Annotated in this window: 27 protein-coding genes and 1 tRNA gene; 18 read left to right on the top strand and 10 right to left on the bottom strand. The window is 65.3% G+C overall.

All coding sequences use genetic code 11. The features are described from left to right. Positions 1-11: 11 nt before the first annotated feature. Genes dapB through nth form a run of 3 tightly spaced genes read left to right on the top strand, consistent with a single transcriptional unit; the run spans position 12 to position 1923 of the window. Positions 12-740, top strand: coding sequence for a 4-hydroxy-tetrahydrodipicolinate reductase (dapB, locus tag FSZ31_RS11720; RefSeq protein ID WP_147123567.1), 729 nt, complete (start codon positions 12-14; stop codon positions 738-740). Then, positions 737-1261 (top strand): hypothetical protein, encoded by a 525-nt coding sequence (locus tag FSZ31_RS11715; protein WP_147123566.1) that lies wholly within the window; start codon positions 737-739, stop codon positions 1259-1261. Before dapB ends, FSZ31_RS11715 begins: the two co-directional genes overlap by 4 nt. After that, positions 1258-1923 carry an endonuclease III gene (gene nth / locus FSZ31_RS11710; RefSeq protein ID WP_147123565.1) on the top strand — a complete coding sequence of 222 codons (666 nt, stop codon included), beginning with the start codon at positions 1258-1260 and terminating at the stop codon, positions 1921-1923. The genes FSZ31_RS11715 and nth overlap by 4 nt, the downstream gene beginning before the upstream one ends. Here nth and FSZ31_RS11705 read toward each other — a convergent pair. After that, positions 1920-2516, bottom strand: coding sequence for a TetR/AcrR family transcriptional regulator (locus FSZ31_RS11705; RefSeq protein WP_161596022.1), 597 nt, complete (start codon positions 2514-2516; stop codon positions 1920-1922). The genes nth and FSZ31_RS11705 overlap by 4 nt on opposite strands. A 178-nt stretch (positions 2517-2694) precedes the next feature. Here FSZ31_RS11705 and FSZ31_RS11700 point away from each other — a divergent pair, with 178 nt between their 5' ends. The 4 genes from FSZ31_RS11700 (at position 2695) to FSZ31_RS11685 (ending at position 5366) form a co-directional block, all read left to right on the top strand. Next, positions 2695-3681, top strand: coding sequence for a hypothetical protein (locus FSZ31_RS11700; protein WP_147123563.1), 987 nt, complete (start codon positions 2695-2697; stop codon positions 3679-3681). A gap of 22 nt (positions 3682-3703) precedes the next feature. Beyond that, positions 3704-3862, top strand: coding sequence for a hypothetical protein (locus tag FSZ31_RS13115; protein ID WP_147123656.1), 159 nt, complete (start codon positions 3704-3706; stop codon positions 3860-3862). 62 nt (positions 3863-3924) lie between these two features. Beyond that, a tRNA-Arg gene (locus FSZ31_RS11690) sits at positions 3925-4001 on the top strand. Positions 4002-4271: 270 nt separating this feature from the next. Then, complete coding sequence (locus tag FSZ31_RS11685; RefSeq protein ID WP_147123562.1) at positions 4272-5366, top strand: acyltransferase family protein; 1095 nt, start codon at positions 4272-4274, stop codon at positions 5364-5366. Between the two features lie 352 nt (positions 5367-5718). Here FSZ31_RS11685 and FSZ31_RS13110 read toward each other — a convergent pair whose 3' ends face one another. Further along, positions 5719-5877, bottom strand: a complete 159-nt coding sequence (locus FSZ31_RS13110) for a hypothetical protein (protein ID WP_408021661.1) — start codon at positions 5875-5877, stop codon at positions 5719-5721. Continuing rightward, positions 5822-6349, bottom strand: coding sequence for a hypothetical protein (locus tag FSZ31_RS11680; protein ID WP_236643799.1), 528 nt, complete (start codon positions 6347-6349; stop codon positions 5822-5824). The genes FSZ31_RS13110 and FSZ31_RS11680 overlap by 56 nt, the downstream gene beginning before the upstream one ends. 363 nt (positions 6350-6712) lie before the next feature. On the opposite strand from FSZ31_RS11680, the gene FSZ31_RS11675 reads away from it, so the two are divergent. From FSZ31_RS11675 to FSZ31_RS11635, 9 genes are all read left to right on the top strand, one after another. After that, positions 6713-9085 carry a VirB4 family type IV secretion/conjugal transfer ATPase gene (locus FSZ31_RS11675; protein WP_147123560.1) on the top strand — a complete coding sequence of 791 codons (2373 nt, stop codon included), beginning with the start codon at positions 6713-6715 and terminating at the stop codon, positions 9083-9085. After that, positions 9085-10305 (top strand): type IV secretion system protein, encoded by a 1221-nt coding sequence (locus tag FSZ31_RS11670; protein WP_147123559.1) that lies wholly within the window; start codon positions 9085-9087, stop codon positions 10303-10305. The genes FSZ31_RS11675 and FSZ31_RS11670 overlap by 1 nt, the downstream gene beginning before the upstream one ends. A gap of 85 nt (positions 10306-10390) precedes the next feature. Beyond that, positions 10391-10714 carry a TrbC/VirB2 family protein gene (locus tag FSZ31_RS11665; protein ID WP_147123558.1) on the top strand — a complete coding sequence of 108 codons (324 nt, stop codon included), beginning with the start codon at positions 10391-10393 and terminating at the stop codon, positions 10712-10714. Between the two features lie 6 nt (positions 10715-10720). Further along, positions 10721-11005 carry a type IV secretion system protein VirB3 gene (locus FSZ31_RS11660; protein ID WP_147123557.1) on the top strand — a complete coding sequence of 95 codons (285 nt, stop codon included), beginning with the start codon at positions 10721-10723 and terminating at the stop codon, positions 11003-11005. 9 nt (positions 11006-11014) lie between these two features. Continuing rightward, positions 11015-11836 carry a virB8 family protein gene (locus tag FSZ31_RS11655; RefSeq protein WP_236643798.1) on the top strand — a complete coding sequence of 274 codons (822 nt, stop codon included), beginning with the start codon at positions 11015-11017 and terminating at the stop codon, positions 11834-11836. Continuing rightward, positions 11833-12513, top strand: a complete 681-nt coding sequence (locus FSZ31_RS11650; RefSeq protein ID WP_147123556.1) for a TrbG/VirB9 family P-type conjugative transfer protein — start codon at positions 11833-11835, stop codon at positions 12511-12513. The genes FSZ31_RS11655 and FSZ31_RS11650 overlap by 4 nt, the downstream gene beginning before the upstream one ends. Further along, complete coding sequence (locus tag FSZ31_RS11645; RefSeq protein WP_236643797.1) at positions 12510-13595, top strand: TrbI/VirB10 family protein; 1086 nt, start codon at positions 12510-12512, stop codon at positions 13593-13595. The genes FSZ31_RS11650 and FSZ31_RS11645 overlap by 4 nt, the downstream gene beginning before the upstream one ends. Beyond that, on the top strand, positions 13592-14587 hold the full coding sequence (gene virB11, locus FSZ31_RS11640) for a P-type DNA transfer ATPase VirB11 (RefSeq protein ID WP_236643796.1): 996 nt from the start codon (positions 13592-13594) through the stop codon (positions 14585-14587). The genes FSZ31_RS11645 and virB11 overlap by 4 nt, the downstream gene beginning before the upstream one ends. Positions 14588-14700: 113 nt before the next feature. Continuing rightward, entirely contained in the window at positions 14701-15915 is a 1215-nt protein-coding gene (locus FSZ31_RS11635; RefSeq protein ID WP_161596020.1) for an amino acid aminotransferase, read from the top strand. On the opposite strand, the gene FSZ31_RS11630 is transcribed toward FSZ31_RS11635, so the two are convergent. From FSZ31_RS11630 to paaA, 7 genes are read right to left on the bottom strand one after another with little or no spacing between them, the layout of a single operon-like run. Beyond that, positions 15916-17127, bottom strand: a complete 1212-nt coding sequence (locus FSZ31_RS11630; protein ID WP_147123554.1) for a dihydrolipoamide acetyltransferase family protein — start codon at positions 17125-17127, stop codon at positions 15916-15918. It lies immediately after the preceding gene. Beyond that, positions 17127-19250 (bottom strand): alpha-ketoacid dehydrogenase subunit alpha/beta, encoded by a 2124-nt coding sequence (locus FSZ31_RS11625; RefSeq protein ID WP_236643795.1) that lies wholly within the window; start codon positions 19248-19250, stop codon positions 17127-17129. Before FSZ31_RS11625 ends, FSZ31_RS11630 begins: the two co-directional genes overlap by 1 nt. A gap of 18 nt (positions 19251-19268) precedes the next feature. After that, the gene (paaE, locus tag FSZ31_RS11620; RefSeq protein WP_147123552.1) at positions 19269-20387 is read right to left on the bottom strand and encodes a 1,2-phenylacetyl-CoA epoxidase subunit PaaE; all 1119 of its coding nucleotides are present in this window, start codon (positions 20385-20387) and stop codon (positions 19269-19271) included. Between the two features lie 14 nt (positions 20388-20401). Next, positions 20402-20923, bottom strand: a complete 522-nt coding sequence (gene paaD, locus FSZ31_RS11615) for a 1,2-phenylacetyl-CoA epoxidase subunit PaaD (protein ID WP_236643794.1) — start codon at positions 20921-20923, stop codon at positions 20402-20404. Further along, on the bottom strand, positions 20917-21711 hold the full coding sequence (gene paaC / locus FSZ31_RS11610; RefSeq protein WP_147123550.1) for a 1,2-phenylacetyl-CoA epoxidase subunit PaaC: 795 nt from the start codon (positions 21709-21711) through the stop codon (positions 20917-20919). Before paaC ends, paaD begins: the two co-directional genes overlap by 7 nt. Further along, the gene (paaB, locus tag FSZ31_RS11605; RefSeq protein ID WP_147123549.1) at positions 21711-22007 is read right to left on the bottom strand and encodes a 1,2-phenylacetyl-CoA epoxidase subunit PaaB; all 297 of its coding nucleotides are present in this window, start codon (positions 22005-22007) and stop codon (positions 21711-21713) included. Before paaB ends, paaC begins: the two co-directional genes overlap by 1 nt. Next, complete coding sequence (paaA, locus tag FSZ31_RS11600) at positions 22004-23005, bottom strand: 1,2-phenylacetyl-CoA epoxidase subunit PaaA (RefSeq protein ID WP_147123548.1); 1002 nt, start codon at positions 23003-23005, stop codon at positions 22004-22006. Before paaA ends, paaB begins: the two co-directional genes overlap by 4 nt. Before the next feature lie 116 nt (positions 23006-23121). On the opposite strand from paaA, the gene paaG reads away from it, so the two are divergent. Both paaG and paaZ read left to right on the top strand, forming a co-directional pair. After that, entirely contained in the window at positions 23122-23913 is a 792-nt protein-coding gene (gene paaG / locus FSZ31_RS11595; RefSeq protein ID WP_147123547.1) for a 2-(1,2-epoxy-1,2-dihydrophenyl)acetyl-CoA isomerase PaaG, read from the top strand. A 3-nt stretch (positions 23914-23916) separates the two neighbouring features. Further along, positions 23917-25938 carry a phenylacetic acid degradation bifunctional protein PaaZ gene (gene paaZ, locus FSZ31_RS11590; RefSeq protein ID WP_147123546.1) on the top strand — a complete coding sequence of 674 codons (2022 nt, stop codon included), beginning with the start codon at positions 23917-23919 and terminating at the stop codon, positions 25936-25938.

Below are 25938 nucleotides of genomic sequence, written 5' to 3'. Positions count from 1 at the left end.
AAGCACGCGTCATGACGAGCATCGGCATATTGGGCAGCGAAGGCCGCATGGGCCGCGCGATTGCGAGCCTGATCGAAGACGCTGGCCTGCGCCTCGCGGGTGGGATTGATCGCGGTGGCGACGCAGAAGCTCTTGCCGAGAAAAGCGACGTGCTGATCGATTTCTCGACCCCTGATGCACTCGAAGCACATCTTGCCGCCGCGGTGGCGAACGCCACGCCGATCGTCATCGGCACCACCGGACTCGAGGAGCGCCATCACTGGCTGATCGACGAGGCGGCCAGCGAGATCGCGGTGCTGCAGACGGGCAACACCTCGCTCGGCGTGACGATGCTCGCGCATCTTGTCCGCGACGCCGCCGCGCGGCTCGGCAACGACTGGGATATCGAGATCGTCGAAACGCACCATCGCGACAAGGTCGATGCGCCTTCGGGGACCGCGCTGTTGCTCGGCGAGGCCGCCGCCGCCGGTCGCGGCATCGCTCTCGCCGACGCCTCCGAGCGCGGCCGCGACGGCCATACCGGTGCGCGCACGCGCGGGGCGATCGGCTTCGCATCGCTGCGTGGCGGGACCGTCGCGGGCGATCACAGCGTCGCGCTGCTCGGCGATGGCGAACGCATTGTCCTCAGCCATGTCGCCGAAAGTCGCGACATCTTCGCGCGCGGCGCGTTGCGCGCGGCGGCGTGGCTCGTCGGGCGTCCGGCGGCTCGATACGACATGCAAAGCGTCCTCGACCTGTGAGCAGCGTCACTGCCGACGCGTGCCGCTGGCATGAGGAAGGCGGAGGTGCCGCAGCCGCCGAGCGCTGCCTCGCCTTTCTCGCCACCGTCGGGATCGACGTCGACTGGATCGGCGATGCCGAGGTCCAGCTGCTCGACGGTCTGGCGATCGTCGGGGGCCGGTTGCTGATCGATCCGGAGGTGCCCGTCTGGCCCGGCGACCTGCTCCACGAAGGCGGCCATATCGCCGTGGCCGATCCCGCGATCCGCCCGACGCTCGGCCCGCTCGAACCCGATCCGACCGACGAGATGATGGCGATCGCCTGGTCGTATGCCGCGGCGGTCGAGTGCCGACTGCCCCCCGCCCAGCTGTTCCATGGCGGCGGCTATCGGGGCGACAGCAAGTCGCTGATCACGAGCTTCGCGACCGGTCGCTATGTCGGCGCGCCGATGCTCGGCTATTACGGCATGACCGCCGACCTGCGCACCGCGCTCGAACAGGGCCTGCCCTCCTATCCCCGCCTTAGCCGCTGGCTCCGATGAAGCGCGCCGACATCTTCGAATTCTTCTCGCGGCTGGCCGAGGCGAATCCCGACCCGGTCACCGAGCTCGAATTCTCGAACCATTTCCAGTTGCTCGTCGCGGTCGTCCTGTCGGCGCAATCGACCGATGTCGGCGTCAACAAGGCGACGCGCGCGCTGTTCGACGAGGTCAGGACCCCCGCCGAGATGGTCGCGCTCGGCGAGGCTGGCCTCAAACAGCACATCAAGACGATCGGGCTGTTCAACACCAAGGCGAAGAACGTCATCGCGCTGTCGCAGGCGCTGATCGTCCATCATGACGGCGAAGTGCCGCACGATCGCGGCGCGCTCGTCGCGCTGCCCGGGGTCGGGCGAAAGACCGCCAATGTCGTGATGAACTGCGCCTTCGGGGCCGAAACCTTCGCCGTCGATACGCACGTCTTTCGCGTCGCCAACCGGACGAAGCTCGCGCCGGGCAAGACGCCCGAGGCGGTCGAGGCCAAACTCGACAAGCTTGTCCCGCCCCCCTTTCGCCGCGACGCGCACCACTGGCTGATCCTGCACGGTCGTTATACCTGCAAGGCGCGCACCCCCGAATGCTGGCGCTGCCCGGTCGACGACCTGTGCCCCTATAAACCCAAGACGCCGCCGCCAAGGACCACGACGCCCAAGACCGTCGCCTAGCGGTCGGCCGCGACCGGGTCCGGGGTCCGAACCAGCTGGGCCCGCAACCCCGCCGCCACGAAATTCGCGACGAGGTCGCCGTAATCGACCGGCCTGCCGACGAGCCTTCCTGCCAGCCATTGCCGCGTTACCGCTTCGGCCGGCCCCAGCGTCAGCGCCTGGAACAGCGAAGGCGCCAGGAGCGGCAATCTAGCCGCGGCGAAATGCGGCACCGCCCAATCGACAACGGGCTGTTGCAGGTCGCCGGCAAGTTCGATCCACAGCTCGGCATTATCGTGCATCCAGTCGGAAATATTGAACTCGACGATGAGCCGCTGATACCGCTGCCGGTGGTCGGTGTGATAGCGCAGCGCAGCCCGCGCGCCCTCGCCGAACGCCCTCACGGGGTCGCCGTCATAGCCGAGGATCGCCTCCCCCACGGCACCCAGATAGGCACGTCTTTCGGCGACGAACAGCTCACGCAAGATCCCGTCTTTCGAACCGAAATGGTGGAAAATACTGCCGTTAGAGACGCCCGAATGCTTTTCGATGTCCTTCAGCGAGACCGCGGTGAAGCCGTGTTCGAGCGTCAGCTCAGTCGCCGAATCAATCACCTTTTGTCGAGTCGTACGGGCGGTTTTGGGTTGCATGAGAGCTCCATTCCAGGGGGTGGTCCGACCGGCGCGTTAGCATAAAATCCGCATAGAACAACCCTCTAGATTGTTGCTCTAGACTTATAATCTAATACGTCCTATCGAGAGACTGTCAATGTGTTTCAAAGGGAGAATGTTCATGAAGAAAATCGTGTATCTATCCGCCGCCACAATTGCGCTGGGCCTCTCGGGCGCGGCGCTCGCCAACGTCTCGCTAAGCTCGCACGGCACCGCCGGATCGCGCGCCGAGGGCATCGGCATCGCCGTCGATGCGGGCATCATCATCATCAATGTCGCCAATTCGTCGCAAAGCACCGCACCCGCCAAGCGCAAGCTGGCGCATGACAGCAAGGGCTTCGACATCGATGTCGAAGGCGGCGTGCGCTGCAAGTTCGGCAGCGGCATCACCCGCGCCGGGGCCTTTATCGGCGGGACCGACGCGGGGGCCCACACCCCGTCGGGCAAGCCGCGCGAGCGCTATTACGCCGACACCATACCAATCCCCGCCAAGGCGCTTCACGAAGGCACCGGCGGCATCGCTCTCGATCCGGTCGCCATCGTCGAGCGTGCACTGAAGGACCATGTCGCCAAGGGCGGCGATGCCGCCGCGTTCCTGCGCCACGACCATGCGTTCAGCATCAACGTGCCCGCCGAGTTCAAGGGCGTGTGCCGCAAGAAGATCGGCGGTGGACCCGATACCGGCGGCTATTGGTACCAGGCCGCGACCGCCGCAACGACATTCAAGGTGACCGTCAACTATGTCGGCGATCCCGATATCGGCAAGGCCAAGGGTGTCGCGGCGAGGCCATCGGCTGCGCCCAAGCCGGGTCAGCGCGTCGCGCCCCCCGCCAAGGAACCGCAGGCTGCCGTTTATATGAAGTACGACGGCATCAAGGGTGAGGCCGCAGCAGACGATCACGACATCGACAGCAGGGGCGACGGCGACGATGGCGACGTCGCAACCCGGCGCGTCAGGCCGCCCGAAAACGACGCGGCGCAGCCCGAAGCCGGCGGCGGCCTGCTCCGCGGCGCCAAATCGCTGTTCGGCGGGATCCTCCGTGGCAAAAAGGTCAAGGACGCCGTCATCGACGCGGCGCTCGGCGAAACCGAAAATTCCGACGGTTGATGGTGCGATAGAATAAGGCGCGCTGCTTGCGGGCAGCGCGCCTTGTCATGCCCGGCGCAACAACCCCCGAAGCGATCGCGGCGAAACGCCCAATGCGCGCAGTCCCGAATGTGGACGCTGCCGGGTCACTGACTTGTGCCCCTACAAACCCACGACACCGCCGCCAAAGACCGAGACGTAAGCAACCGCCGATTCGCGCTGGCGAACCGCGACGCCCTTTGCTAAGCGCCGCACGGCACGGATGCACCCGTAGCTCAGCTGGATAGAGTGCTGCCCTCCGAAGGCAGAGGCCACTGGTTCGAATCCAGTCGGGTGCACCATAATATCAAATACTTGCGCGGCGTGGCGAGCGCCAGTATGGAATCGGTACGTAAAACAGGGGGTCGACATCTCTTCGATCTTGCCTCACGACCGCCTGAGATTCGCCGGAGCAATTTTTGCGATGGTTTGATCAAATGTGAGACCTCCCACAGCAAAAGGGGGCGCAACTGCAGAGAGGCCCCAAGAATGCGATGGCCAGTAGGTAACTGTTGCAGAGCCTGCATCTCTTGGTTGGCGCCATCCGCCTGGGGTAGGGCGATGCGGTTCGCGTGGGTTCTGTGAGCGATCAACTTCACGGGGCAACGCACGTAATCGTCCCGAGAAGAACCTTTCACGTTTTGAACGGCCTCCGAGGGGTGGCGGCCATTGCGGTCGTACTGTTTCATTCTTCCGTGGTGCTTCGAATCGATCTAATCCCGAACGGCGCGCTCGCCGTCGACTTCTTTTTCCTGTTGAGCGGCTTCGTAGTGGCACATGCCTACGATCGGCGGCTGGAGGCGGGGCTCACCCACACTGAATTCTTCAAGTTGCGAATCAATCGCTTCTATCCGATCTACCTGATCGGCGTACTCATCGGTTGCTTCATCGTCGCCGGCCTCTACCTAGCGGGCGATCCCGAGTTCCATCTTTGGGAGCCCGCACTCGCACTCGCCCTCGCTCTGCTTTTCTTGCCGATGATCCCGAGCGGTTATAGCGGCTCGAACGTCTATCCCATGAATGGCCCTTCGTGGTCATTGGCCGTCGAGCTAGTCGTGAATTGGGTCTACGCGGTCTTTCAGCGGCACCTCACCGTCAGGCGGCTAGCGGCCATAAGCGGCGCTGCGGCGGTCGCCCTGGTCGTTGCCACGGCCTTGAGAGGCTCTCCCCTGGGCGGCCCCCTGTGGGAAGATATTGAGCTCGGCTACATTCGCGCACTCTTCTCGTTCCCTATTGGGGTAATCATCTACCGAGTACGGGACCGCATCGGGAGCGCTGGTTTGCCGTTCCCGATCGTCGCGGCACTTCTGACGGTTGCGCTTTGTGTCCACGCTGGCACTTGGAACGGGCTCTACCAGCTCGGCTTCATATTCCTGATCTCGCCAATGCTCGTTGCCGTAGGTCTCGGCGAAGTATCGGACAGATCGAGGTCACTCTGCCAGTTCCTCGGCCGCACATCCTATCCGATCTATGCGATCCACTTCCCTCTGATCATCCTCCTAAACGCAGGAGCTCCTTTGTTCGGGATCGATCCGATGATCGCCGTCGCTGCCGGTTTGGCCGTACTACTGCTAGTGAGCGCTCCGCTCGACGCGATCGACGAACGCCGAAGAAAAGGGCAGCTTTCTTGGCGAGCGCCGACATGGCCATTGCGCAGTGCTCCTTAGCAGCGGTCGGGGGTGAAGCTTAACAAGCCCTTTCATCCAAACCCGCCCGGGCCACGATTCCGTCGCTGTTGAATTTGGTTTAGCTTCCGCAGTAATGTGCTCGCTTGCTTCTTTAGTGCCACCGCTTCGTTAATGTCGCCTCAGTTGTGCGAAACTTGGAGCTTTCAGACTAAGAATAACGTCCCGCAAGAATCTCTATTTGATTTGGAAGTCGAGCAATGTGAACTGAGGCGGTCCCGTCGCATAGCTTTTTCATGCGATCGGCATATGCCGCCAGCGCTTGCAGACGACTGAGACTGTCGGTTGGCTCTGCTTCATCTTTCGCAACCCTACGAACTGCCGCCGAACCTTGCTAATCGCCGAAGCGGTCACACCGCGCTAATTCTCGTAGAAAGCGAGCCGCTGCCATCGCTTCGGCTGATCGCCCGCCATGCTTCCAAGCGTTTCGATTAGCTCTAGGTGCGCCGGGATTCGTCCCGCCGTGCATCCTGCATCGCCGTCTCCCCTCCACGGCTGGCGATTGGCACTCCGTTCCCGAGCGGGTCCGGGCTAGGCAGCGTGGCGCTTGCGCCAGCCGCTCCGGTTGCATGGGATTGTTTGACTGATTTGCCATTTTTGGCAGCCCCCGTGTGATTGTGAAAATGATCCGCGACAACGGCCTGCCCACCCTCGTTTACGTGGACATGGCGCACGGTTTGCTCACGCGGTTGGTGCAGCTTGGCCAGCGCCTCAAGGGTGGTTCGGCAATTGCTCTGGGCCTTGAGCGCAAGCCGTCCGTAACGCTCGGCGGCATTGATGTAGTCGCCCATGTTCATGGCGGCGCGCCGGGCCAGTTCCGCAAACATACTATCGAGGGTGACTGCCTGAGCGGCGAGGATCTTGCTGGCCATGGCAATGTCGCCGCCCGCCGCCGCATGGGTCACGGCATGGATATGATCCGCGTAGTCTCCGATGCCCGGCAGTTCCACGTCGCTGCCGATCATCTTGTTCGTGTAGGCCGATGCTGCCGCCGCATTTTTAAAGGTCGGCTGGAGTAGCTTTCTCGCCAATGCCTGACGGGCCGACAGCTTTCCCGACCTGCTGATCGCCCGCGCCCGCCGGCCCCATTCTGGACCGCGCGCGAACGTGCCGGGGTTGGCGCCGTGTTCCGCGCCAACTAGCGCTTTCGTTACATCTGCTTATTTGGCACAGTCGCCCGGGCGGGTTTGGCGAGTCCATCGCTGACCGCTTGGGGGAGGGCTGATGCCAAGTTCTCAAAATGCGAACCATGGAGTCGCCGCCGCAGGTTCGCGCCGATCTTCGATCGCCGGCTTCGCGGTGCGGGCAACGCGCGGGCAAACGCCCTGATGAACCTATCCACCGCGAACGCCAGCGACGCCAGGACGATCGCGCGCGAAGCGTCGGCGGGGCGGCATTTGCCCTATGCGCGCCACGTCGACGATGCGACGATCGCGACGCGCGACGGGCTTTTGATGCAGGTCATCCAGCTGCGCGGGTTGCTGTTCGAAACCGCCGACAGCGAGGAGCTCAATTACCGCAAGCGGCTGCGCGACGCGATGTTGCAGACGATCGGCACATCGCAGTTCGCACTCTATCATCATATCATCCGGCGCGAAGTCTCTCCCGAACTCGGCGGCGACCATCGCGACGATTTTTCACGGCGGCTCGACACCGCATGGCAGGGACGGCTCGCGTCGAAGCGTCTCTATGTCAACGACCTCTATCTGACGCTGGTCCGCCGCCCAATGAAGGGCCGCGCCGGATGGCTCGACATGGCCCGCCAGCTCGTCGGGCGCGCAGGCGAGGACGATGCCGGCCACGCGGCGCATGACCTGCGCCAGCTCGATGTCGCGCGCGAGGCGCTGGTCGCATCGCTGGGCAGCTACGAGCCGCGCCTGCTGGGCGTATACGAAACGCGCGACGGCGTCTGTTCCGAACCGCTCGAATTCCTCTCGCGCCTGTACAATGGCGCATCGCGTCCGGTGCAGCTGCCGATGCAGGATCTCGGCGAATACCTGCCGTATCGCCGCGTCAGCTTTGGCCAGGAGACGGTCGAACTCGGCGCGTCGGGCGACCTTCCGCGCAGCTTCAGCGCGATGATTTCGATCAAGGACTATGCCGGGCAGACCAGCGCGGGCATGTTCGACGAGCTGTTGCGCCTGCCCTTTGAACTGACCGTCAGCCAGTCGTTCGGCTTCGTCGATCGCCAGGCAGCGCTCGGGCGGATGAACCTCGCGCTCAGGCGGATGCGCTCGGCCGAGGACGAGGCGCTCAGCCTGCGCGCCGAACTGGGCCAGGCAAAGGACGAGGTCGCCGCCGGGCGCGCGGGCTTCGGCGAACATCACATGAGCATCGCGGTTCATGGGACAAGCCCCGGCGAGGTCGACCAGGGCGCCGCCGAGGTCCAGGCGTCGCTGGCCGATCTCGGCATCGTCGCGGTGCGCGAAGAGATCGCGATCGAACCAACCTTCTGGGCGCAGTTTCCGGGCAATTTCAAATATATCGCGCGACGCGGCCTTGTTTCGACGGGCAATTTCGCAGGACTGGCGAGCGGCCACAATTTCCCCGTCGGCAAGCGCGACGACAATCACTGGGGCGACGCGGTGACGTTGCTCGAAACGACCGCCGCGGGCCCCTATCATTTCAATTTCCACCAGGGCGATCTTGGCAACTTTACCGTCATCGGTCCGTCGGGGTCGGGCAAGACGGTGGTGCTCAACTTCCTGCTGGCCCAGGCGCGCAAGTTCGCACCGCGGATCATATTTTTCGACAAGGATCGCGGTGCCGAGCTGTTCATCCGCGCGATCGGCGGGCGCTATGATGTCCTGCGACCGGGCGCGCCGTCGGGGCTCAACCCGCTGCTGCTGCCCGACAGCGCCGCCAACCGCCAGTTCCTGATCGACTGGCTGGCGCAGCTCGCCGGCGGCGCCGATGTCGAGGAGCTCGACCAGATCCGCGACGCGGTCGATGCCAGTTTCGCCCAGCCCGCCGAGCACCGGCAGCTGCGCCATCTCGTCGCGCTGTTCCGCGGTGGGCACAAGGCGCACCCGCACGACCTGTGGTCGCGAATGGCTCCGTGGTGGGGCGACGGCACGCGCGCCTGGCTGTTCGACAACGCTGCCGACCATACCGATCTCGAGGCCGAGACGGTCGGGTTCGACATGACCCAGCTGCTCGACGATCCGGTCCTGCGGACGCCGGCGATGATGTACCTGTTCCACCGCGTCGAGGAACGGCTCGACGGCAATCCCGCGATCATCGTCGTCGACGAGGGGTGGAAGGCGCTCGACGACGAGGTCTTCGTCACGCGGATCAAGGATTGGGAAAAGACGATCCGCAAACGCAACGGCATCGTCGGCTTTGCGACGCAAAGCGCGCAGGACGCGCTCGAAAGCCGGATCGCCAGCGCGATCATCGAGCAGGCGGCGACGCAGATCTTCATGGCCAACCCCAAGGCGCGCGCGGTCGATTATATCGACGGCTTCGGCCTGTCCGAGCACGAATACGAACTCGTTCGCGCGCTGCCCGACAATGCGCATTGCTTCCTCATTCGCCACGGCAATGAAAGCGTCGTCGCGCGGCTCGATTTGTCGGGCGAGCGCGATCTGCTGACCGTCCTGTCGGGACGCGAATCGAGCGTCCGCCTGCTCGATGCGATCCGCGCCGAAACCGGCGATGACCCGGCCGACTGGCTGCCCGTGCTGCTCGAGCGCGGCTGATGTTCGCGGCGTGCCCGACGCTCGAAACCGGCAGCCCGTTCCTCGCGAACATGCTGGGCCAGGTCGATTGCCAGGCGCAGAATCTCGGCAGCTTCGGCTATCAGGCGCTGGCCTCGCCCGGATCGCCGCTGTCGTCGCTGCTGACGCTGGCGCTGACGATCTTCGTCGCGCTGATCGGCTATCGCCTGCTGATCGGCAGTCCGCCGCAGGGGCGCGAGCTGGTGCCGACCGCGATCAAGGTCGGGATCGTCCTGTTGCTCGCGACCAGCTGGCCGGCGTTCAACATCGTCGTTTACGACGTCGCGATGCGCGGGCCCGCAGAACTCGCCCAGTCGATCGGCGAGCCGGCGGGGATTCCGGGCGCGACCGGGGGGCTCATCGACCGGCTGCAGCGGGCCGACGATGCGATGGCCGAACTGCTCGTGCGCGGCCCTGGCCAGATGAACGGGGTCGCCGGGACCAACCCGTCGCCGACGGGGGCCTGGGTGCCGTTCGACAGCCTGCGCGCGGGCAACCGGCTCGAACAGAGCCGGACGCTGTTCCTGACATCGAGTATCGCGGCATTCGGTTCGGTCCGGCTGGTGGCCGGGCTGTTGCTGGCACTGGGGCCGCTGTTTGCGCTGTTCCTGCTGTTTGACGGTACGCGCGGCCTGTTCGAAGGCTGGCTGCGCGGGCTGGTCGGCGCCGCGCTGGGCGCGACCGGCACCGCGATCGTGCTCGGCATCGAGCTGTCGCTGATCGAACCCTTGCTCGCCGGTGCGCTGGCGCTGCGTCGCGCCAACGCCGTGGCGGCATCGGTTCCGGTCGAACTGCTGGTCGTGACTTTGGTCTTTGCGCTTGTCCTGCTCGCGGTGCTCATCGCAAGCGCCAAGGTGGCCTATGGCCTGCGCTTGCCGGTACGGTTCGCCCAGATTGCCGATCGCTGGAGCCGGCCGCGCGCGTTTTCGCCGGAGCAACGCGAACGCATTGGAACCGGCGGCGCGGTCGCGCTCGACGATCGATCGCGCGCGCTCGCGGTCGCCGATGCGGTTTCCGCGACCCAGCGGCGCGAACAGCAAGCGACGACGGCTAGCGCGGCGAGCGGGGTGAGCCGCGCAACCATGGTTTCGTCGCGCCTACAGCAGGGCGAGCGGCCAGCGGCGATGGCAGCGGGGCAGTCAATGCAGCGCCGGACGCGCGGGCGCGTTTCGGCGAGTGCCAACCGCCGCAGCCTGCGATGACGGTCACATCTGCGCATCGCGCGACTGGCCTTGGCAAGCGGCGCGACGGGCGTATAGTTAAGAACGGTTAAGGGGAATTCTTGAGATGCGGGGATCAAGACTGAAAAAATTCTTTGGCGCAGGTGCGCTGATGACGCTGGTCTGGCCAGCGATCGCGCAGGCGCAGGATGCGTTCGGCGATCCCGAAGGATCGGGCGTGCTGGTCGGCGCGGTGCGCTGGGTGCAGGGCACGCTGCTCGGCACCTTCGCCACCGTCGTCGCGGTCATTGCGGTGGCGGTCGTCGGGTTCATGATGCTGACCGGCCGGATCAACTGGCGCTATGGCGCAACGGTGATCCTGGGCTGTTTCATCCTGTTCGGCGCTGCCAGCATCGTCGCGGGGATCCAGTCCACCGCGGGCATGGGCTGACCGGGCATGGCGGGCATCGAACGCGATCCGTTGTTCGTGGCGCTGACGCGGCCGCAGATGTTCGCCGGCGTGACCTACAGCTATTTCATCGCCAACATGATCATCGCGACCGAACTGTTCCTGGTCTTCCATTCGTTCTGGGCACTGGTCATCGCCGTCGTCATCCATGTCGTCGGCATGGCGCTATGCCTGCGCGAGCCGCGCTTTTTCGACCTCTGGCTGACGCGCGTCGGCCGCTGTCCGCGAGTCAAGAATTACGGCTTGTGGCAATGCAATTCGTACCTTCCGTGATGGTGCGGCATGGCTGAACGCGATCCCATCGGGGCCAAGAGCCGCAAGGCGCTCGACGCGCATTTCGCCGCGGCGGGGAGCTGGGCCTATGACCGCGACCAGGCGCTCATCCGCTCGCGCCGCATCGCCTGGATCGTCGCCGGCGTCGCGGTGGCCATCGCCTTTTTCGTCGCACTGGCACTGATCTTCGTCACCCCGCTCAAGACCGTCGTGCCGTACACGTTGATGGTCGACCGGCAGACCGGCTATGTCGAATTGCTCAAACCGCTCGAACCGCGCGCCGTGACCGCCGACAGCGCGCTGACGCAGTCGTTCCTCGTCCAGTATGTCATCGCGCGCGAAGGCTTCGATGTGAACTCGCTGCAGTCGGACTATCGCAAGGTCGCCTTGTGGTCGACCGGCGGTGCGCGCGCAGCCTATCTCGCCGCAGTCCCCGCTTCGAACCCGACGAGCTACCTCGCGACGATGCCGCGCAATAGCGTGATCGATGTCCAGGTGAAGAGCGTCACCCCGATGGCCGACGATGTCGCGATGGTGCGCTTCGATACCGTCCGGCGCGACGTCGGCGGGCAGGTTTCGGCGCCGCAGCCATGGGTCTCGGTAATCCGCTATCGCTATTCGGGCGAGCCGATGAAGATCGAGGACCGGTTCGTCAATCCGCTCGGCTTCCAGGTCGTCACGTACCGCCGCAGCCAGGAGGCCTTGCCCGTCGTCGAGCCGGTACCTCAGCCGGTGGTCGAACCGGCAACCGGCGCGCGCCCCGGCGACACGCCGCCTGCGCCTGGACGACGCGGTGCAGTGGTCGCTCCCTCGGTCGAGGTTACGCTGTGACCCTGACTGCCGGCTGGGTCGCCGCGTTGGCGATCATGCTGCAGGGGCCGGTGCCGCCGGGCTATGGCGACACGCGACTGCAAACGATCGACTATCGGGCCGAGCAGGTGGTGCGGGTCGAGACCGCGCCGGGCTATCAGGTCACCGTCATGCTGTCGCCCGACGAACGGATTGAAAGCATCGCGGTGGGCGACGGCGGCGGCTGGCAGGTCACCGCCAGCAAGGGCGGCAACATCCTGTTCGTCAAGCTGACCCAGCCGGGACTTGCGACCAACATGACCGTCATCACCGATGTGCGCATCTACGCGTTCGACCTCGTGCCGCTCGATTACGCCTCGACGGCGATGCCCTATACGCTCGAGTTTTCCTATCCGCGTCCCATCGACAATGGCGGCGAACCGCTCGCGATCGTCGCCGAATACCGCATGTCGGGAAGCAAGAGCCTGTGGCCCGACGCGATCGGCGACGATGGCGCGAAAACCTACATCGAATGGCCGCGGAACGCGGACTTGCCCGCAGTATATGCGCTCGACCAGAGCGGCCATGAAGTCCTTGCCGACGGCATGATCCGCGACGATCGCTATGTCATCGACAGTGTCGCCGCGCGGCTCGTCTTCCGCATCGACAAGCGCGTCGCACGGGCGCAGCGGCGGCCGATCGCACCGAGCGCGCCATGAGCGCCGCGACGGTCGCGCCCGCACCTGCCCCGCCGCCCGATCGGGACGGCGAACAATCGGTCATGCCGCGCGTCACCCGGCCCCGTCGCGGTCTTTCGGGGCTTGCCATCGCGATCATCGCGGTGGTTCTCGGCGCGATCCTGTTCGCCGCGCTCGACGCGCGTCGCCGGGCCTATCTGGCGCCGGCCGTATCGCCTCAGGCGCTGTCGTCGGCACGGATGCCGGGCGCCCCGCCTCCGCTCGACATTCCGCCGCCGCCCGAACCGATCGCTCCCGTCGTGATCGAACCCGTTAACCCGCCGCCGCCTGCCGCGATGTCCTATCCCCGTCAGCCGCCGCAACCGGTCCAGCAATATCCGTCGCCGCCGCAACAGGTCTATGCTCCACCCCCCGAGCCGGTCCGCGCGAGCAGCGGCCCCGCGGTGGTCTTCGACAGCAGCGCCAATAGCCCGGCGGACTCGCCGACCGCGATCGGCAACAGCAAGGCGACCACCGACAATACCGCGCGGGCGCGCGCCGCGATGATTTCCAACCGCGCAACGACGGTGGCGCAAGGCACGATGATCCGCGGCGTGCTCGAAACCGCGCTCGATTCAACGCACCCCGGCTTCGCCCGTGCGATCGTGTCGCGCGACGTGATGGGCTTCGATGGCACCCGCGTCCTTATTCCGCGCGGCAGCCGCCTGATCGGCGACTATTCCTCGGACGTCGCGCAGGGGCAAAAGCGTGCGCTGATCAACTGGACGCGGCTGATCCGGCCCGACGGCGCGACGATCGCGATTGGTTCACCCGCGACCGACCCGGTCGGCCGCGGCGGGGTGAAGGCCGATGTCGACGGCCATTTCTGGCAACGATTTTCTTCGTCGATCCTCCAGTCGGTGCTCGACCTCGGCGTCAATCTCGCGTCGCGCAAGGCGGGGGGAACGGTGATCTATTCGCTTCCCGGCAGCACGGTAAGCGGGGTTGGCGAACCCAGTGCGTCCGATCGGATCGTCCCGACACTCAAGGTCAAGCCTGGCGCCAGCATCTCGATCTTCGTCGCGCGTGACCTCGATTTCTCGTCGGTCGAGACACGCCGGTGAGCCTGGCCCGGCAGCGCGACGACACCGTCTATCTGCTGAGCTACCTGGCCCCGCTTTCGCCATGGCTGACGCGCGACGACGTCACCGATATCTATGTCAATCGCCCCGGTGAACTGTGGGCCGAAACGCTGGGCGGCGAAATCGAGCGGCACGAAGTCAGTGCGCTCGACGAAAAGCTCGTCATGCGGCTCGCGCGGCAGATCGCGGCATTCAGCCACCAGGGCGTCAGCCGCGAACACCCGTTGCTTTCGGCGACGCTGCCCGACGGTGCGCGCGTCCAGATCGTCGCCCCGCCGGCGACGCGCGATTTCCCTGCGCTGGCGATTCGCAAGCACGTTTCGGCCGACCTGACGCTGGCCGACTACGCTGCCGCCGGCGCGTTCGATGCCACTGCGGTCGGCGCGCTCGATGCCGCGCAAGGCACGCGCGACGCGCTGCGCAAGCAGCTCGAGGCAGGCGATATCACGGGGGCATTGTCGGCGGCGGTCCGCGCGCGCCTGACGATCCTCGTCTCGGGCGGGACGTCGAGCGGCAAGACGACCTTCCTCAACAGCCTGATCCGCGAAATCCCCGAGGACGAACGGCTGATCCTGATCGAGGACACGCCCGAGCTCAAGATTCACCACGCCAACGTCGTCGGCCTGCTCGCCGCGCGGAGCGGCCTTGGCGAAGCGGAGGTCACCGCCAACGACCTTGTCGCCGCCTCGCTGCGCATGCGGCCCGACCGCATCATTCTCGGCGAGCTGCGCGGTGATGAGGCCTATGCCTTCCTGCGCGCGGTCAACACCGGCCATCCCGGATCGATGACAACGGTCCATGCCGACAGCCCGACCAGCGCGATCGAGCAGATCGTCCTGCTCGTCATGCAGGGCGGTACCCGGCTGAGCAGCGATGATGTGCGCAATTATGTGCGCAACGTCGTCGGCCTCTATGTCCAGCTGGGCCGAAAAGGCGGCAAACGGATCATCGAAGAGGTACGATTGGCGGATTAGTCGGCCGGCGCGGCCAATCGGGCATTTGCGAAAAATGACGATTTGCTGGTAAGGGAGTGCAGCCCCCCTTCGTCAGGAGGGCTTCCTCGTTTTTTGCCGGAGAGACCCCGCCCTTGTTCGCCAACCTCCCTTTGTTGCCCGCCGACCCGATTCTCGATCTCGGCCGGGTCTTCGCGATCGACAATCGCCCGCACAAGATCAATCTCGGGATCGGCGTCTATCTCGACGAACAGGGCGTCACGCCGATCATGGCGGCGGTGGCCGAAGCCGAAGCGCGCGTCGAGACCGCCGAAGATACCAAGGCCTATCTGCCACCGCGCAGCGTTCCCGGCTTTGCCGATAACATCGCGCGCCTTGCGCTCGGTCAGGACAGCGACCTGCCTGGCAGCGGCCGGCTTGGCGTCATCCAGACCCCGGGCGGCTGCGGCGCGCTCGGCGTATCGGGCGGACTGATGCGGCGATCGGGGATCAAGACCGTCGTCATGGGAACGCCGACATGGTCGAACCACCGGCCGGTCTATACCGCCGCCGGCCTTGCCGTGCGGATGATCCCCTATCTCGATCGCGCGACCGGCGGCGTCGATTTTGCCGGCTATCGCGCCGCGGTCGAACAGCTCGGCCCCGACGATGTCCTGCTGCTCCACGGCGCCTGCCACAACCCGACCGGCGTCGACCTGTCGCCCGAACAGATCGACATCATCGCCGACATTGCCGCCGCGCGCGGTTTCCTGCCGATGATCGATACTGCCTATCACGGGCTGGCGCACGGTCTCGACGCCGACGCCTATATCCTGCGCAGCTTTGCCCAGCGCGTGCCCGAACTGCTGATATCCTATTCGTGTTCGAAGAATTTCGGCCTGTACCGCGAACGGACCGGCGCGCTGATCGCGATCGGCAAGAGCCCCGACCGCGCCGCCGTGCTCGAATCGCACATGCTCGACCTCGCGCGCGAATTCTATTCGATGGCGCCCGCGCACGGCGCGCTGATCGTCGCCGACATCCTCGGCTCGCCCGAGCTCGAGGCCAACTGGCGCAGCGAACTGGCGACGATGCAGCGATCGATCCAGGCGCGCCGCAACCTGCTCGCCGATGCGCTCGAGAAAACCGAAGTCGGCGACAGCCTGTCGTACGTCCGCGACCAGAACGGCATGTTCTCGCTGCTGCCATTGAGCCCCGAACAGACGCAGCGGATGCGCGACACGCACGCGGTCCACATGGCCGCATCGGGCCGGATCAATGTCTGCGGTATTCGCGCCGACAATGTCGATTATCTTGCCGGCGCGCTCGCCAGCACGATGATCGAGGACCGCGAGATGCTCTCGGCCTGATCAGTCGCGCGGCCAGCCCTCGAGCACCTCGACGAAGCGCGTCAGCCAGCCATTGGTCTGCGCGCCGTCGAGCACGCGGTGATCGATCGTCAGAGAGACATAGGCCATCGGCCGGATCAGCATCGCGTCCTGCCCGCCCGCCGTCCGCACGACGACACGCTTTTCAAGCTTGCCGACGCCGAGGATCGCCGATTGCGGCTGGTTGATGATGATCGGGCTGGCGAGCAGCGATCCCGACGTGCCGTGGTTCGATATCGTGAAGGTGCCGCCGCGCACCTCATGCGCGTCGAGCGCGTTGTCGCGCGCCTTGGCGACCAGTCCGTCGAGCCGCTGTGCGATACCGAACAGGTCGAGCGCCTGCGCCTTGTGAACGACAGGCACGATGAGGCCCTTGTCGCCGAGCGCCGTCCCCACGCCGATATTGACGTCGCCGAACAGGTCGAGCCGGTCGTCGTGCCAGCGGCTGTTGACGCTCGGCACCTTTTTCATCGCCTCGACGCACGCGGCTATCAGATAGGCGGTATAGGTGAGCTTGACGCCTTTGGCCGCAAAGGCCTCCTTGTGGCGCTTGCGGTGGGCGATGATCGCGCTGAAATCGGCTTCGAACACCGCGGTGACGTGCGGCGCGGTGGCGACCGAATGGCTCATGTGCTCGGCAATGCGCAGCCGCATGCGGTCGTGCGGGATGCTGCGATCGGATAGCACGGCGTCGGCGGATCGCGCCGGGGCCGACGCGGACCCGCCCGAAGCGACATGCGCCTCGACATCGGCCTTGGTCAGGCGCCCCGATTTTCCGCTGCCGGCGATGTCTTCGACCGCGATGCAATGTTCGCGCACCAACCGCCGAACCGCGGGCGAAAGGCGGCGCTCGGTCTGCTTGTCGGCGGGCTGTGCGCGCTTGGCGGTCACTTCGGGTTCGGCGACCGGCCTCGGCGCCGGGCGTTCGGTAGCGACTGCCGCGTCGGCCCCGCCTGCGCTGAGCCGCCCCAGCACCTCGCCGGGGATCGCCTCGCCGTCGGCTGCGACGAGGATCTCGGTCAGCACGCCGCTCGCCGGCGCGGGCACCTCGACCGAGACCTTGTCGGTTTCGAGCTCGACCAGCGGGTCGCCTTCGTTCACCGATCCGCCGACCTCGACATACCAGGCAAGGACGACCGCCTTGGTCCCCTCCTGCTCGATCGGCGCGATTACGTCGGTCACTGTCTCGCTCATCAGAAATCCACCAGTTCGTCGATCTTAGCCGCGATTTCCTCGACGCTCGGCACCACCGCGTCAAGCAGGACCGCGTTATGCGGGCTCGGGATATCGGGCATGGTGAGCCGCGCGACGGGCGCGTCGAGGTCGAGGAACGCCTCGTCGGCGACCACCGCGGCGATCTCCGCGCCAAAGCCCGCGCTGCGCAAATCCTCATGGACGATGAGGCAGCGGTTGGTTTTGGCGACCGATGCGAGCACGGCATCCTTGTCCCACGGCATCAGCGTGCGCAGGTCGATCACTTCGACGCTCTTGCCCGATGTGTCAGCGGCCTCCTCGCAGCGTTCGACCATCGCGCCCCAGGTGACGATCGTCAGCTCGTCGCCCTCGCGCGTCGTCTTCGCCTTGCCGAATTCGAGCACGTAATCGTCGCCCGGATAGGGCCGCCGCGCCCACACCGCATCGAGCATCGCGCGATGCTCGAGAAACATCACCGGATCGTCGCCGCGCAATGCCGCGCGCAGCAAACCAACCGCATCCTCGGCGTTCGACGGCACCGCGACCTTCCAGCCGGGCGAGTGAACGAACTGCACCTCGTTGGTCTGGCTGTGCCACGGATCGCCGCATTTGAAGAAGCCGACGGGCATCCGCACGACCATCGGCGCAGCGAAGCGGTTGTTGGTCCGCCAGCGCATCGTGCCGCAATCGTTGATCTGCTCCATCGCCGGATCGGCGTATTTGCGGAACTGGATCTCGGGCACGGGGAGCAATCCGTTGACCGCCATGCCGACCGCGCGGCCGATAATGCCTTCCTCCGACAACGAGGTATCGAATACGCGATCGTCGCCGAATTTCTCCTGCAGGCCGAGCGTGACGGCGTGAACCCCGCCCTTGGGTCCGATGTCCTCGCCGAAGATCAGCATCTTGGGATTGATCTCGAGCTCGGCTTCGAGCGTGCGGCGGACCGCGGTGACCATGTTGATCCGGCTGCCCTCGGGCGCGGGCTCGCTCGATCCGCTCGGCAGGTCGATCGATCCGCGCACGCCGCCCATCGCCTGGGGCTGGTCGCCCGAAAAGACGTTGGTCGCGACGGTGGCGGGGTCGGCAATCGCGATTCCCTCGGCCTTTTCGCGCACCGCCTCGACCTCGGCGGTGGCATCGGCCTCGATCGTATCCCACTCGGCCTCGTCGAACAGCGCGGGGACGAGATGCGCCTTCAACTTGGGCAGCGGATCGCGCGCCCATTCCTTGGCGACCTCGGCCTCGGACTTGTAGGTCTGCGTATCCTGGAAGCTGTGCCCCTGGAGGCGCGGCACGGTCAGGCGGATGAGGCACGGCCCCTGCCCGCTGCGCACATGCGCGACCGCATCCTTGATCATCGCGGCGGCCTCGACCGGCTCGGTGCCGTCGCCGTTGAGGACCTTTAGCCCAGAGAAGCTGGCGAGGTTGGCGGCGATGTCGGCACCGGGCGTCTGGAACGTCGAGGGGACCGAGATGCCGTAGCCATTGTCCTCGATATAGAACAGCATCGGCAGCTGCTGCGTCGTGGCGATCGTCAGCGCCGACCAGAAACCGTTGGTCGCAACCGACGCCTCGCCGCCCAGCACGACGCCGATCGCGCCGTCATAGTCGGGATCGCCCAGCGTCTCGGCGCGGTACTTGACCGCCTGCGCCCAGCCTGCGGTCGGGGTATATTGCGCGCCGACACCGCCGCACATCGGCAGCGCCGACGGTCCGTCGGGATTGGGGTAATTGAACACGACGCCGATATCGCGACCGTCCGAATAGCCGCCCGATCGCGCCATCGACGATCGCAACGCCTCGACCAGGTCGACGCCGAGCGACAGCAGGATCGGGCGCGAACGGTAATAGCCGCAAATCGCGTCGTGCTTGTGCGTCAGTTGTGATCCCAGCAGGACCTGCGCCATGTCGTGGCCGCGCGCACTGAACTGGTAGAGCACCTTCTTTTCGGGGACGAGCCGTGTTTCCTCGAGATGGTCGAGCTGGCGCGACAGCTGGACAAAGCGCGCAACGCCGCGCCAGTCGATATCGGTATCCACGTGGTTCTGGCCCGCCTGTTTCGGATCCTGCGTCTTGCTCTTCACGGCGGTTTCGCTTCCCATCATATCCTCGTTCGTCATCGCCTTAGCATGGCATGATTACTGATCGTAATCGACCTTCACCGTGTCGGTCACCGGGTGCGCCTGGCAGGTCAATATATAGCCCGCCGCGACCTCGTAATCCTCGAGCGCGTAATTGGCCTCCATGTCGACCTCGCCTTCGATCAGCTTCGCGCGGCAGGTCGAGCAGACACCCGAGCGACAGGCATAGGGTGCCTCGATATTGGCGAGCCGCGCGGCCTCGAGGATCGATTGCCCGCTGCGCGGCATCGGGAAGCTGCGCGTGACACCATCGATCACCACCGTCGCTTCGACAACGTCACCGGCGGCGATCTCGGCGTCGGACATTGCCTGTGGCTTGGGCGTCCCGCGCTGCGCCGACTTGAACAGCTCGAGCTTGATCTTCTTGTGGTCGAGACCGTGGTCCTGGAGCGATTCGGACACTGCCAGCATCATCGGTTCGGGGCCGCAGACAAAGGCGAAATCGGCGTTGTCGACGTCGATCCAGTTCGCGAACAGCGCCTCGCACTTGGCCTTGTCGACGCGGCCATGGAACAGCTCGATATCGGCGGCATCGCTCTCGAGGATATGCGTCACCGAAAATCGGCCCATATAGATGTTCTTGAGGTCGTCGAGCTCTTCGCGGAACATGATCGAACTGGTCGAGCGGTTGCCGTAGATCAGCTGGAAGGTCGATTGCGGCTCGCGCGACAACACCGTCTTGGCGATCGAGATCATCGGCGTGATCCCGCTACCGCCAGCAAAGGCGAGGTAATTGCGCCCGCCCTCTTCGAGGATCGGCACGTGGAAATTGCCCATCGGGCGCATCGCCTCGATAGTGTCGCCGATCTCGATTTCGTCATTGGCATAGGTCGAGAACCAACCGCCATCGACCTTCTTGATCCCGACGCGCAGCACGCCTTCGTCCAGCCCTGCGCTGATCGAATAGGAGCGGCGCACCTCCTCGCCGTCGAAATCCTTGCGAAAGGTCAGATACTGGCCCTGGACGAAGTCGAACTCGTCGGCGTGTTCAGCGGGCGGTTCGAGCGTCAGCACGACCGAATCGCGCGTGTCGCGACGGATGTCGACGACCGTCAGCGGCAGGAACTGCGATTTCGCCACCTGCGCGGGATCCTGTGCGATTGCCGCCCCCGTCATGCTTGAATTCCCCATCAGATGCTCTTGAAATAATCGAACGGCTCGAGACAGTCGGTGCAGCGATAGCTCGCCTTGCACGGCGTCGATCCGAACTGGCTGATCCGCTCGACCGCCTTCGACGCGCAGCGCGGGCACGCGATATCCGCCGCCGCAGCGCCGGTCATCTTGAGCGCGCCGACGCATGCGCTGCCATCGACCGGCGGGACGATGCCGTAATCGTGGAGCTTGCGCCTGCCCTCCTGGCTGATCCAGTCGGTCGTCCAGGCGGGCGAAAGCTGCGATTCAACGCGCACCTTCTCGACACCATTTTCAAGCAAGGTCGTTTCGACATCGATCGCGATCACCGCGGTCGCGGGACAGCCCGAATAGGTCGGCGTGACGGTGACGACCAGCGTGTCGTCGTCCCAGGCAAAGCCGCGCACGATGCCCAGATCGACGAGCGATACGACCGGAATTTCGGGATCGGGCACGGTTTCGAGCCACGCCTGCACCTGCGCGTCGGAGGGTCGGTCGGTTACCGCTGCCATCGTTACCATTTCACCCCGGGATGCGTGCGTTGCAGCACCTGCATCTCGGCGAGCATGAAGCCGAATGCCTCGCTGTGCACCCCCGCCTTGCCGCCCTTGCGCGGGACGGCATCGGTCGGCGCGGTCAGCGTCGCCTGCGACAGCGCCTCGCTGCGATAGGCCAGCGCCTTTTCGGCAACGCTCGCGAGGTCGGGGCCTATCCCGGCGGCGGCGATGGCGCGGTCGGCGTCGTCGGCGACGTCGAGTTCGCGGGCGAACGGCCAGAGATAGTCGAGCGCGTCCTGCATCCGCTTGTGGCTCTCGTCGGTGCCATCGCCCAAACGAATAACGAGATCGGTCGATCGTTCGAGATGATAGGCGACCTCCTTGGCCGATTTCTCGGCGATCTCGACGATGCGTTCGTCGCTCGATGCCTTGAGGCCTTCGAGCATGAAATGGTGCCAGCTATCGTAAAGCCACTGGCGCATCGTCGTCTGGCCGAAATCGCCATTGGGCGTCTCGACGAGCAGGACGTTGCGAAACTCTCGCCCGTCGCGCAGGAAGGCGAGATCGTCGGCGCTGCGTCCTTCACCTTCGAGTTCACCGGCATAGCCGAGCCACAATTTGGCCTGGCCGATCAGATCGAGCGCGACGTTGGCGAGCGCGATATCCTCTTCGAGCGCAGGCGCATGGCCGCACCAGGCGGCGTTGCGCTGTGCCAGGATCAGCGCATTGTCGCCCATCCGCAACGCGAGATCGAACGCAGGCTTCACCGCGACGCGCGTATCGGCAGGTTTCCTGATGGTCTCGACGCCCATCACATATGCCCGATTTCGTCGGGAATGTCGTAGAAGGTTGGGTGGCGATAGACCTTGTCGTTGGCGGGTTCGAACAACGGCTCCTTGTCGCCGGGCGACGTCGCGGTGATCGCGTCGGCGGGAACAACCCACAGCGACACGCCCTCGCTGCGCCGCGTGTAGACGTCGCGCGCATTGTTGATCGCCATTTCGGCATCGGGCGCGTGCAGGCTGCCGACGTGGCGGTGGCTGAGGCCGTGCTGTCCGCGGACGAACACCTCCCACAAGGGCCATTCCTTGCGCTTGTGCTCGCTCATGCCGCGATCTTCCTTGCTGCCTGCTTGTCGGCGTGCGCCATCAGCCCGTCACGGAACCAGGCGCCGTCTTCCCATGCCTTGACCCGCGCGCCGAGGCGTTCGGCGTTGCACGGGCCGTTGCCCGCGAGCACGTCGAAAAACTCGTCCCAGTTCACTTCGCCAAAGTCGTAGCCGCCCTTGCCGTCGTTCTTCGCCTCGTTCCAGACGATATCGTCGTCGGGCACTTTCAGCCCCAGATATTCGGCCTGCGGCACGGTCTGGTCGACGAATTTCTGACGCAAATCGTCGTTGCTGTCCTGCTTGATGCCCCACGCCATCGACTGCGCGCTGTGGACCGATTCGGCGTCCGACGGGCCGAACATCATCAGCGACGGCCACCACCAGCGGTTGAGCGCGTCCTGCGCCATCGCGCGCTGCTCTTCGCTGCCCTTCGACAGCACCATCATGATGTCGTAGCCCTGGCGCTGGTGGAAGCTTTCCTCCTTGCAGACGCGGATCATCGCGCGGCTGTAGGGGCCGTAGGAACAGCGCTGCAGCGGCACCTGGTTCATGATCGCCGCACCATCGACGAGCCAGCCGATTGCGCCGATATCGGCCCAGGTCAGCGTCGGGTAATTGAAGATCGACGAATATTTCGCCTTGCCCGAAAGCAGTTGCTCGGTGAGCTGGTCGCGCGTCACGCCGAGCGTTTCGGCGGCGCAATAGAGGTAGAGCCCATGGCCCGCCTCGTCCTGCACCTTGGCGAGCAGGATCGCCTTGCGGTCGAGCGTCGGCGCGCGCGTGATCCAGTTGCCCTCGGGAAGCTGCCCGACAATTTCCGAATGCGCGTGCTGCGAAATCTGCCGGATCAGCGTCTTGCGATAGCCCTCGGGCATCCATTCCTTCGGCTCGATCTTGATGTTGGCGTCGATCCGCTCCTGGAAGGCGCGTTCCTGCGGATCCATCTCGTCGAGCGATTTGGGCCTGGCGCCGGTCGATTCGACCTTTTGTGCGTACATATCCGTCTCTCCGTTCTGCGTGGCAGAATAGAATAAATTGACCGATCGGTCAACGAATTCTATTGTATGTATCAACCTCGGTCCATCCTCCATACCGATATCCGAAAGGCCTCCGAATGACCTTCGAAACGATCGAATATTCCAGCCAGAACGGTCTTGCGACGATCACGCTCAACCGGCCCGACCGGCTCAACAGTTTCAACGTCCGGATGCACGAAGAGGTCCGTGCCGCGTTCGACACGATCAAAGCCGACGACACCGTTCGCGCCGTTCTCCTGACCGGAGCCGGGCGCGGTTTCTGCGCCGGACAGGATCTCGGCGACCGCGCGGTTTCGGCCGATAATGCCGCGCCCGATCTCGGCCACTCGGTCGAAACCTACTACAACCCCCTGATCCGCCGCATCGCCGCATTGCCGATGCCCGTCGTCTGCGCAGTCAACGGCGTCGCCGCAGGTGCCGGCGCAAACATCGCCCTCGCCTGCGACGTCGTCATCGCGGCCAGGTCGGCGAAGTTCATCCAGTCGTTCGCCAATATCGGCCTGATCCCCGATTCGGGCGGGACATGGATCCTGCCGCGGCTGATCGGCCAGGCGCGCGCGATGGGCCTCGCGCTGACGGGAGAACCGCTGATGGCAGAGGCCGCCGCCGAATGGGGACTGATCTGGAAATGCGTCGATGACGAGGCGCTGATCGCCGAAGCGACCGCGCTCGCCGAGAAATTCGCCGCCGGACCGACGCGCGGCCTCGCCGAGACCAAGAAGCGCGTTCGCGCCGCCTGGACCAACGACCTCGACACCGAACTCGACGAAGAGCGCGATGCGATGCGGATGCTCGGCGGGACGCACGATTATGCCGAGGGCGTCGCCGCCTTCACCGAAAAACGCAAACCCAGCTTCACGGGACGCTAGATTATGAAAACGCAGGACCTCCTCAATTACGCGCGTGGCGAATGGATTGCCGGAACCGGCGACCGGCCCCAACTCGTCAGTGCGATCGACGGCGCGCCGGTCGCGACGACCGGATCGGGCGGGATCGATTTTGGCGCGATGCTCGACCACGCCCGCACCGTCGGCGGCCCAGCCCTGCGCGCGATGACCTTCCACGAGCGCGCCCACATGGTGAAGGGCCTCGGCCTTGCGATCCTTGCCGCCAAGGAGGAGCTCTACGCGCTCAACTACCTGACCGGCGCGACGCGCAAGGACGGCTGGATCGATATCGAGGGCGGCGCGGGCACGATGCTGTCGATTTCTTCGAAGGCGCGGCGCGAACTGCCCGATGCGCATGTCCTGCTCGACGGCGCGGTCGAACCGCTGAGCAAATCGGGCAGCTTCATCGGCCAGCATATCTACACGTCGCTGCAGGGTGCGGCGGTGATGATCAACGCGTTCAACTTTCCCGTCTGGGGCATGCTCGAAAAGCTCGCTCCGGCGCTGGTCGCGGGCGTTCCGGCGATCGTCAAGCCGGCCAGTTCGACCGCCTATCTGACCGAGGCGGCGGTGCGCGTGATGATCGATAGCGGCCTGCTGCCCGATGGCGCGCTGCAGCTGATCGTCGGCGGCGTCGGCGATCTGTTCGACCATCTGACCGGTCAGGACATGGTGAGTTTCACCGGTTCGGCGGCGACCGCGCGCAAGCTGCGCTCGCATCCCTCGATCGCGCGCGAATCGGTCAGGTTCGTCGCCGAACAGGACAGCCTCAACTCCGCGATCCTTGGCCCCGATGCCGCGCCCGGCACGCCAGAATTCGACCTGTTCGTTGCCGAGGTCGTCAACGAGATCACGGTCAAGGCGGGGCAGAAATGCACCGCGATCCGGCGTGCGATCATCCCCGCCGCGTATCTCGACGCGGCGCAGGACGCGATCGCCGGGGCTCTCGAAGCCAAGACGGTCGGCGACCCGCGCGACAAGGCAAGCGGCATGGGCGCGCTGGTCAGCTGCGCGCAGCGCGACGACGTACGCGCGCAAATCGCCAAGCTCGTTGCATCGGGCGCGCGCGTCGTGTCGGGCGATCCTGCCGCAGCGACGGGCCCCGAAGGCGGCGCCTTCATGCCGCCGGTGCTGCTGCGCGCGGACGATCCCTGGGCGGCGACCGCGATCCACGATATCGAGGCGTTCGGCCCCGTGGCGACGATCATGCCCTATGACGACATCGCCGATGCGGTCGCGCTGGCCAATCGCGGCATGGGCAGCCTGGCGCTGTCGATGTTCACCCACGACCCGCAGGCCGCGCGCGACTTCGTCGTCGGCGCGGCGGCCTATCACGGCCGCATGCTCGTCATAAACCGCGACAATGCCAGGGAGTCGACCGGCCACGGCTCGCCGCTCCCCGTCCTTGTCCATGGTGGTCCGGGCCGCGCAGGCGGCAGTGAGGAACTGGGCGGCACGCGCGCGGTAAAACATTACATGCAGCGCACCGCGATCCAGTCGACACCGGCGATGATCGCGGCGATATCTGAGCAATATGTTCCCGATGCGCCGAAGCATTTCGTCGACACCCATCCGTTCCGCAAACGCATGCGCGACCTGAATATCGGCGACACGCTCAAGACCGCGAGCCGCACCGTGACGATCGCCGATATCGAGCATTTTGCCGAGTTCACCGGCGACAATTTCTATGCCCACATGGACGAAGAAGCGGCCAAGGCATCGCCGATCTTCGAAGGCCGCGTCGCGCACGGCTATCTCATCCTGAGCTTCGCCGCGGGCCTGTTCGTCGATCCCGATCCGGGTCCGGTGCTCGCCAATACGGGCCTTGAAAACCTGCGCTTCCTGACCCCGCTTTACCCCGACGATGCGATGCGCGTCGAGCTGACGGTCCGATCGAAATCATTGAAGTCCGACGACGAGGGCGTCGTCAAATGGGCGGTCGAGATCTTCAACCAGAAGGACGAACTCGTCGCGACCTACGATCTGCTCACTCAGAACGAGGCCTAG

This window comes from Flavisphingopyxis soli (assembly GCF_007995095.1).
GTDB lineage: Bacteria > Pseudomonadota > Alphaproteobacteria > Sphingomonadales > Sphingomonadaceae > Flavisphingopyxis > Flavisphingopyxis soli.
The sequence above is the reverse complement of the archived record's forward strand: the minus strand, read 5'-3'. Positions and strand labels throughout refer to the sequence as shown.

What these genes read in the sequence shown, in the direction of transcription:
- dapB (WP_147123567.1), top strand. Translation starts at nt 12, where the DNA reads ATGACGAGCATCGGCATATTGGGCAGCGAAGGCCGCATGGGCCGCGCG.
- nth (WP_147123565.1), top strand. Translation starts at nt 1,258, where the DNA reads ATGAAGCGCGCCGACATCTTCGAATTCTTCTCGCGGCTGGCCGAGGCG.
- FSZ31_RS11700 (WP_147123563.1), top strand. Translation starts at nt 2,695, where the DNA reads ATGAAGAAAATCGTGTATCTATCCGCCGCCACAATTGCGCTGGGCCTC.
- FSZ31_RS11680 (WP_236643799.1), bottom strand. Translation starts at nt 6,349, where the DNA reads ATGATCGGCAGCGACGTGGAACTGCCGGGCATCGGAGACTACGCGGAT.
- FSZ31_RS11675 (WP_147123560.1), top strand. Translation starts at nt 6,713, where the DNA reads ATGAACCTATCCACCGCGAACGCCAGCGACGCCAGGACGATCGCGCGC.
- FSZ31_RS11670 (WP_147123559.1), top strand. Translation starts at nt 9,085, where the DNA reads ATGTTCGCGGCGTGCCCGACGCTCGAAACCGGCAGCCCGTTCCTCGCG.
- FSZ31_RS11665 (WP_147123558.1), top strand. Translation starts at nt 10,391, where the DNA reads ATGCGGGGATCAAGACTGAAAAAATTCTTTGGCGCAGGTGCGCTGATG.
- FSZ31_RS11660 (WP_147123557.1), top strand. Translation starts at nt 10,721, where the DNA reads ATGGCGGGCATCGAACGCGATCCGTTGTTCGTGGCGCTGACGCGGCCG.
- FSZ31_RS11655 (WP_236643798.1), top strand. Translation starts at nt 11,015, where the DNA reads ATGGCTGAACGCGATCCCATCGGGGCCAAGAGCCGCAAGGCGCTCGAC.
- FSZ31_RS11645 (WP_236643797.1), top strand. Translation starts at nt 12,510, where the DNA reads ATGAGCGCCGCGACGGTCGCGCCCGCACCTGCCCCGCCGCCCGATCGG.
- FSZ31_RS11630 (WP_147123554.1), bottom strand. Translation starts at nt 17,127, where the DNA reads ATGAGCGAGACAGTGACCGACGTAATCGCGCCGATCGAGCAGGAGGGG.
- FSZ31_RS11625 (WP_236643795.1), bottom strand. Translation starts at nt 19,250, where the DNA reads ATGACGAACGAGGATATGATGGGAAGCGAAACCGCCGTGAAGAGCAAG.
- paaE (WP_147123552.1), bottom strand. Translation starts at nt 20,387, where the DNA reads ATGACGGGGGCGGCAATCGCACAGGATCCCGCGCAGGTGGCGAAATCG.
- paaD (WP_236643794.1), bottom strand. Translation starts at nt 20,923, where the DNA reads ATGGTAACGATGGCAGCGGTAACCGACCGACCCTCCGACGCGCAGGTG.
- paaC (WP_147123550.1), bottom strand. Translation starts at nt 21,711, where the DNA reads ATGGGCGTCGAGACCATCAGGAAACCTGCCGATACGCGCGTCGCGGTG.
- paaB (WP_147123549.1), bottom strand. Translation starts at nt 22,007, where the DNA reads ATGAGCGAGCACAAGCGCAAGGAATGGCCCTTGTGGGAGGTGTTCGTC.
- paaA (WP_147123548.1), bottom strand. Translation starts at nt 23,005, where the DNA reads ATGTACGCACAAAAGGTCGAATCGACCGGCGCCAGGCCCAAATCGCTC.
- paaG (WP_147123547.1), top strand. Translation starts at nt 23,122, where the DNA reads ATGACCTTCGAAACGATCGAATATTCCAGCCAGAACGGTCTTGCGACG.
- paaZ (WP_147123546.1), top strand. Translation starts at nt 23,917, where the DNA reads ATGAAAACGCAGGACCTCCTCAATTACGCGCGTGGCGAATGGATTGCC.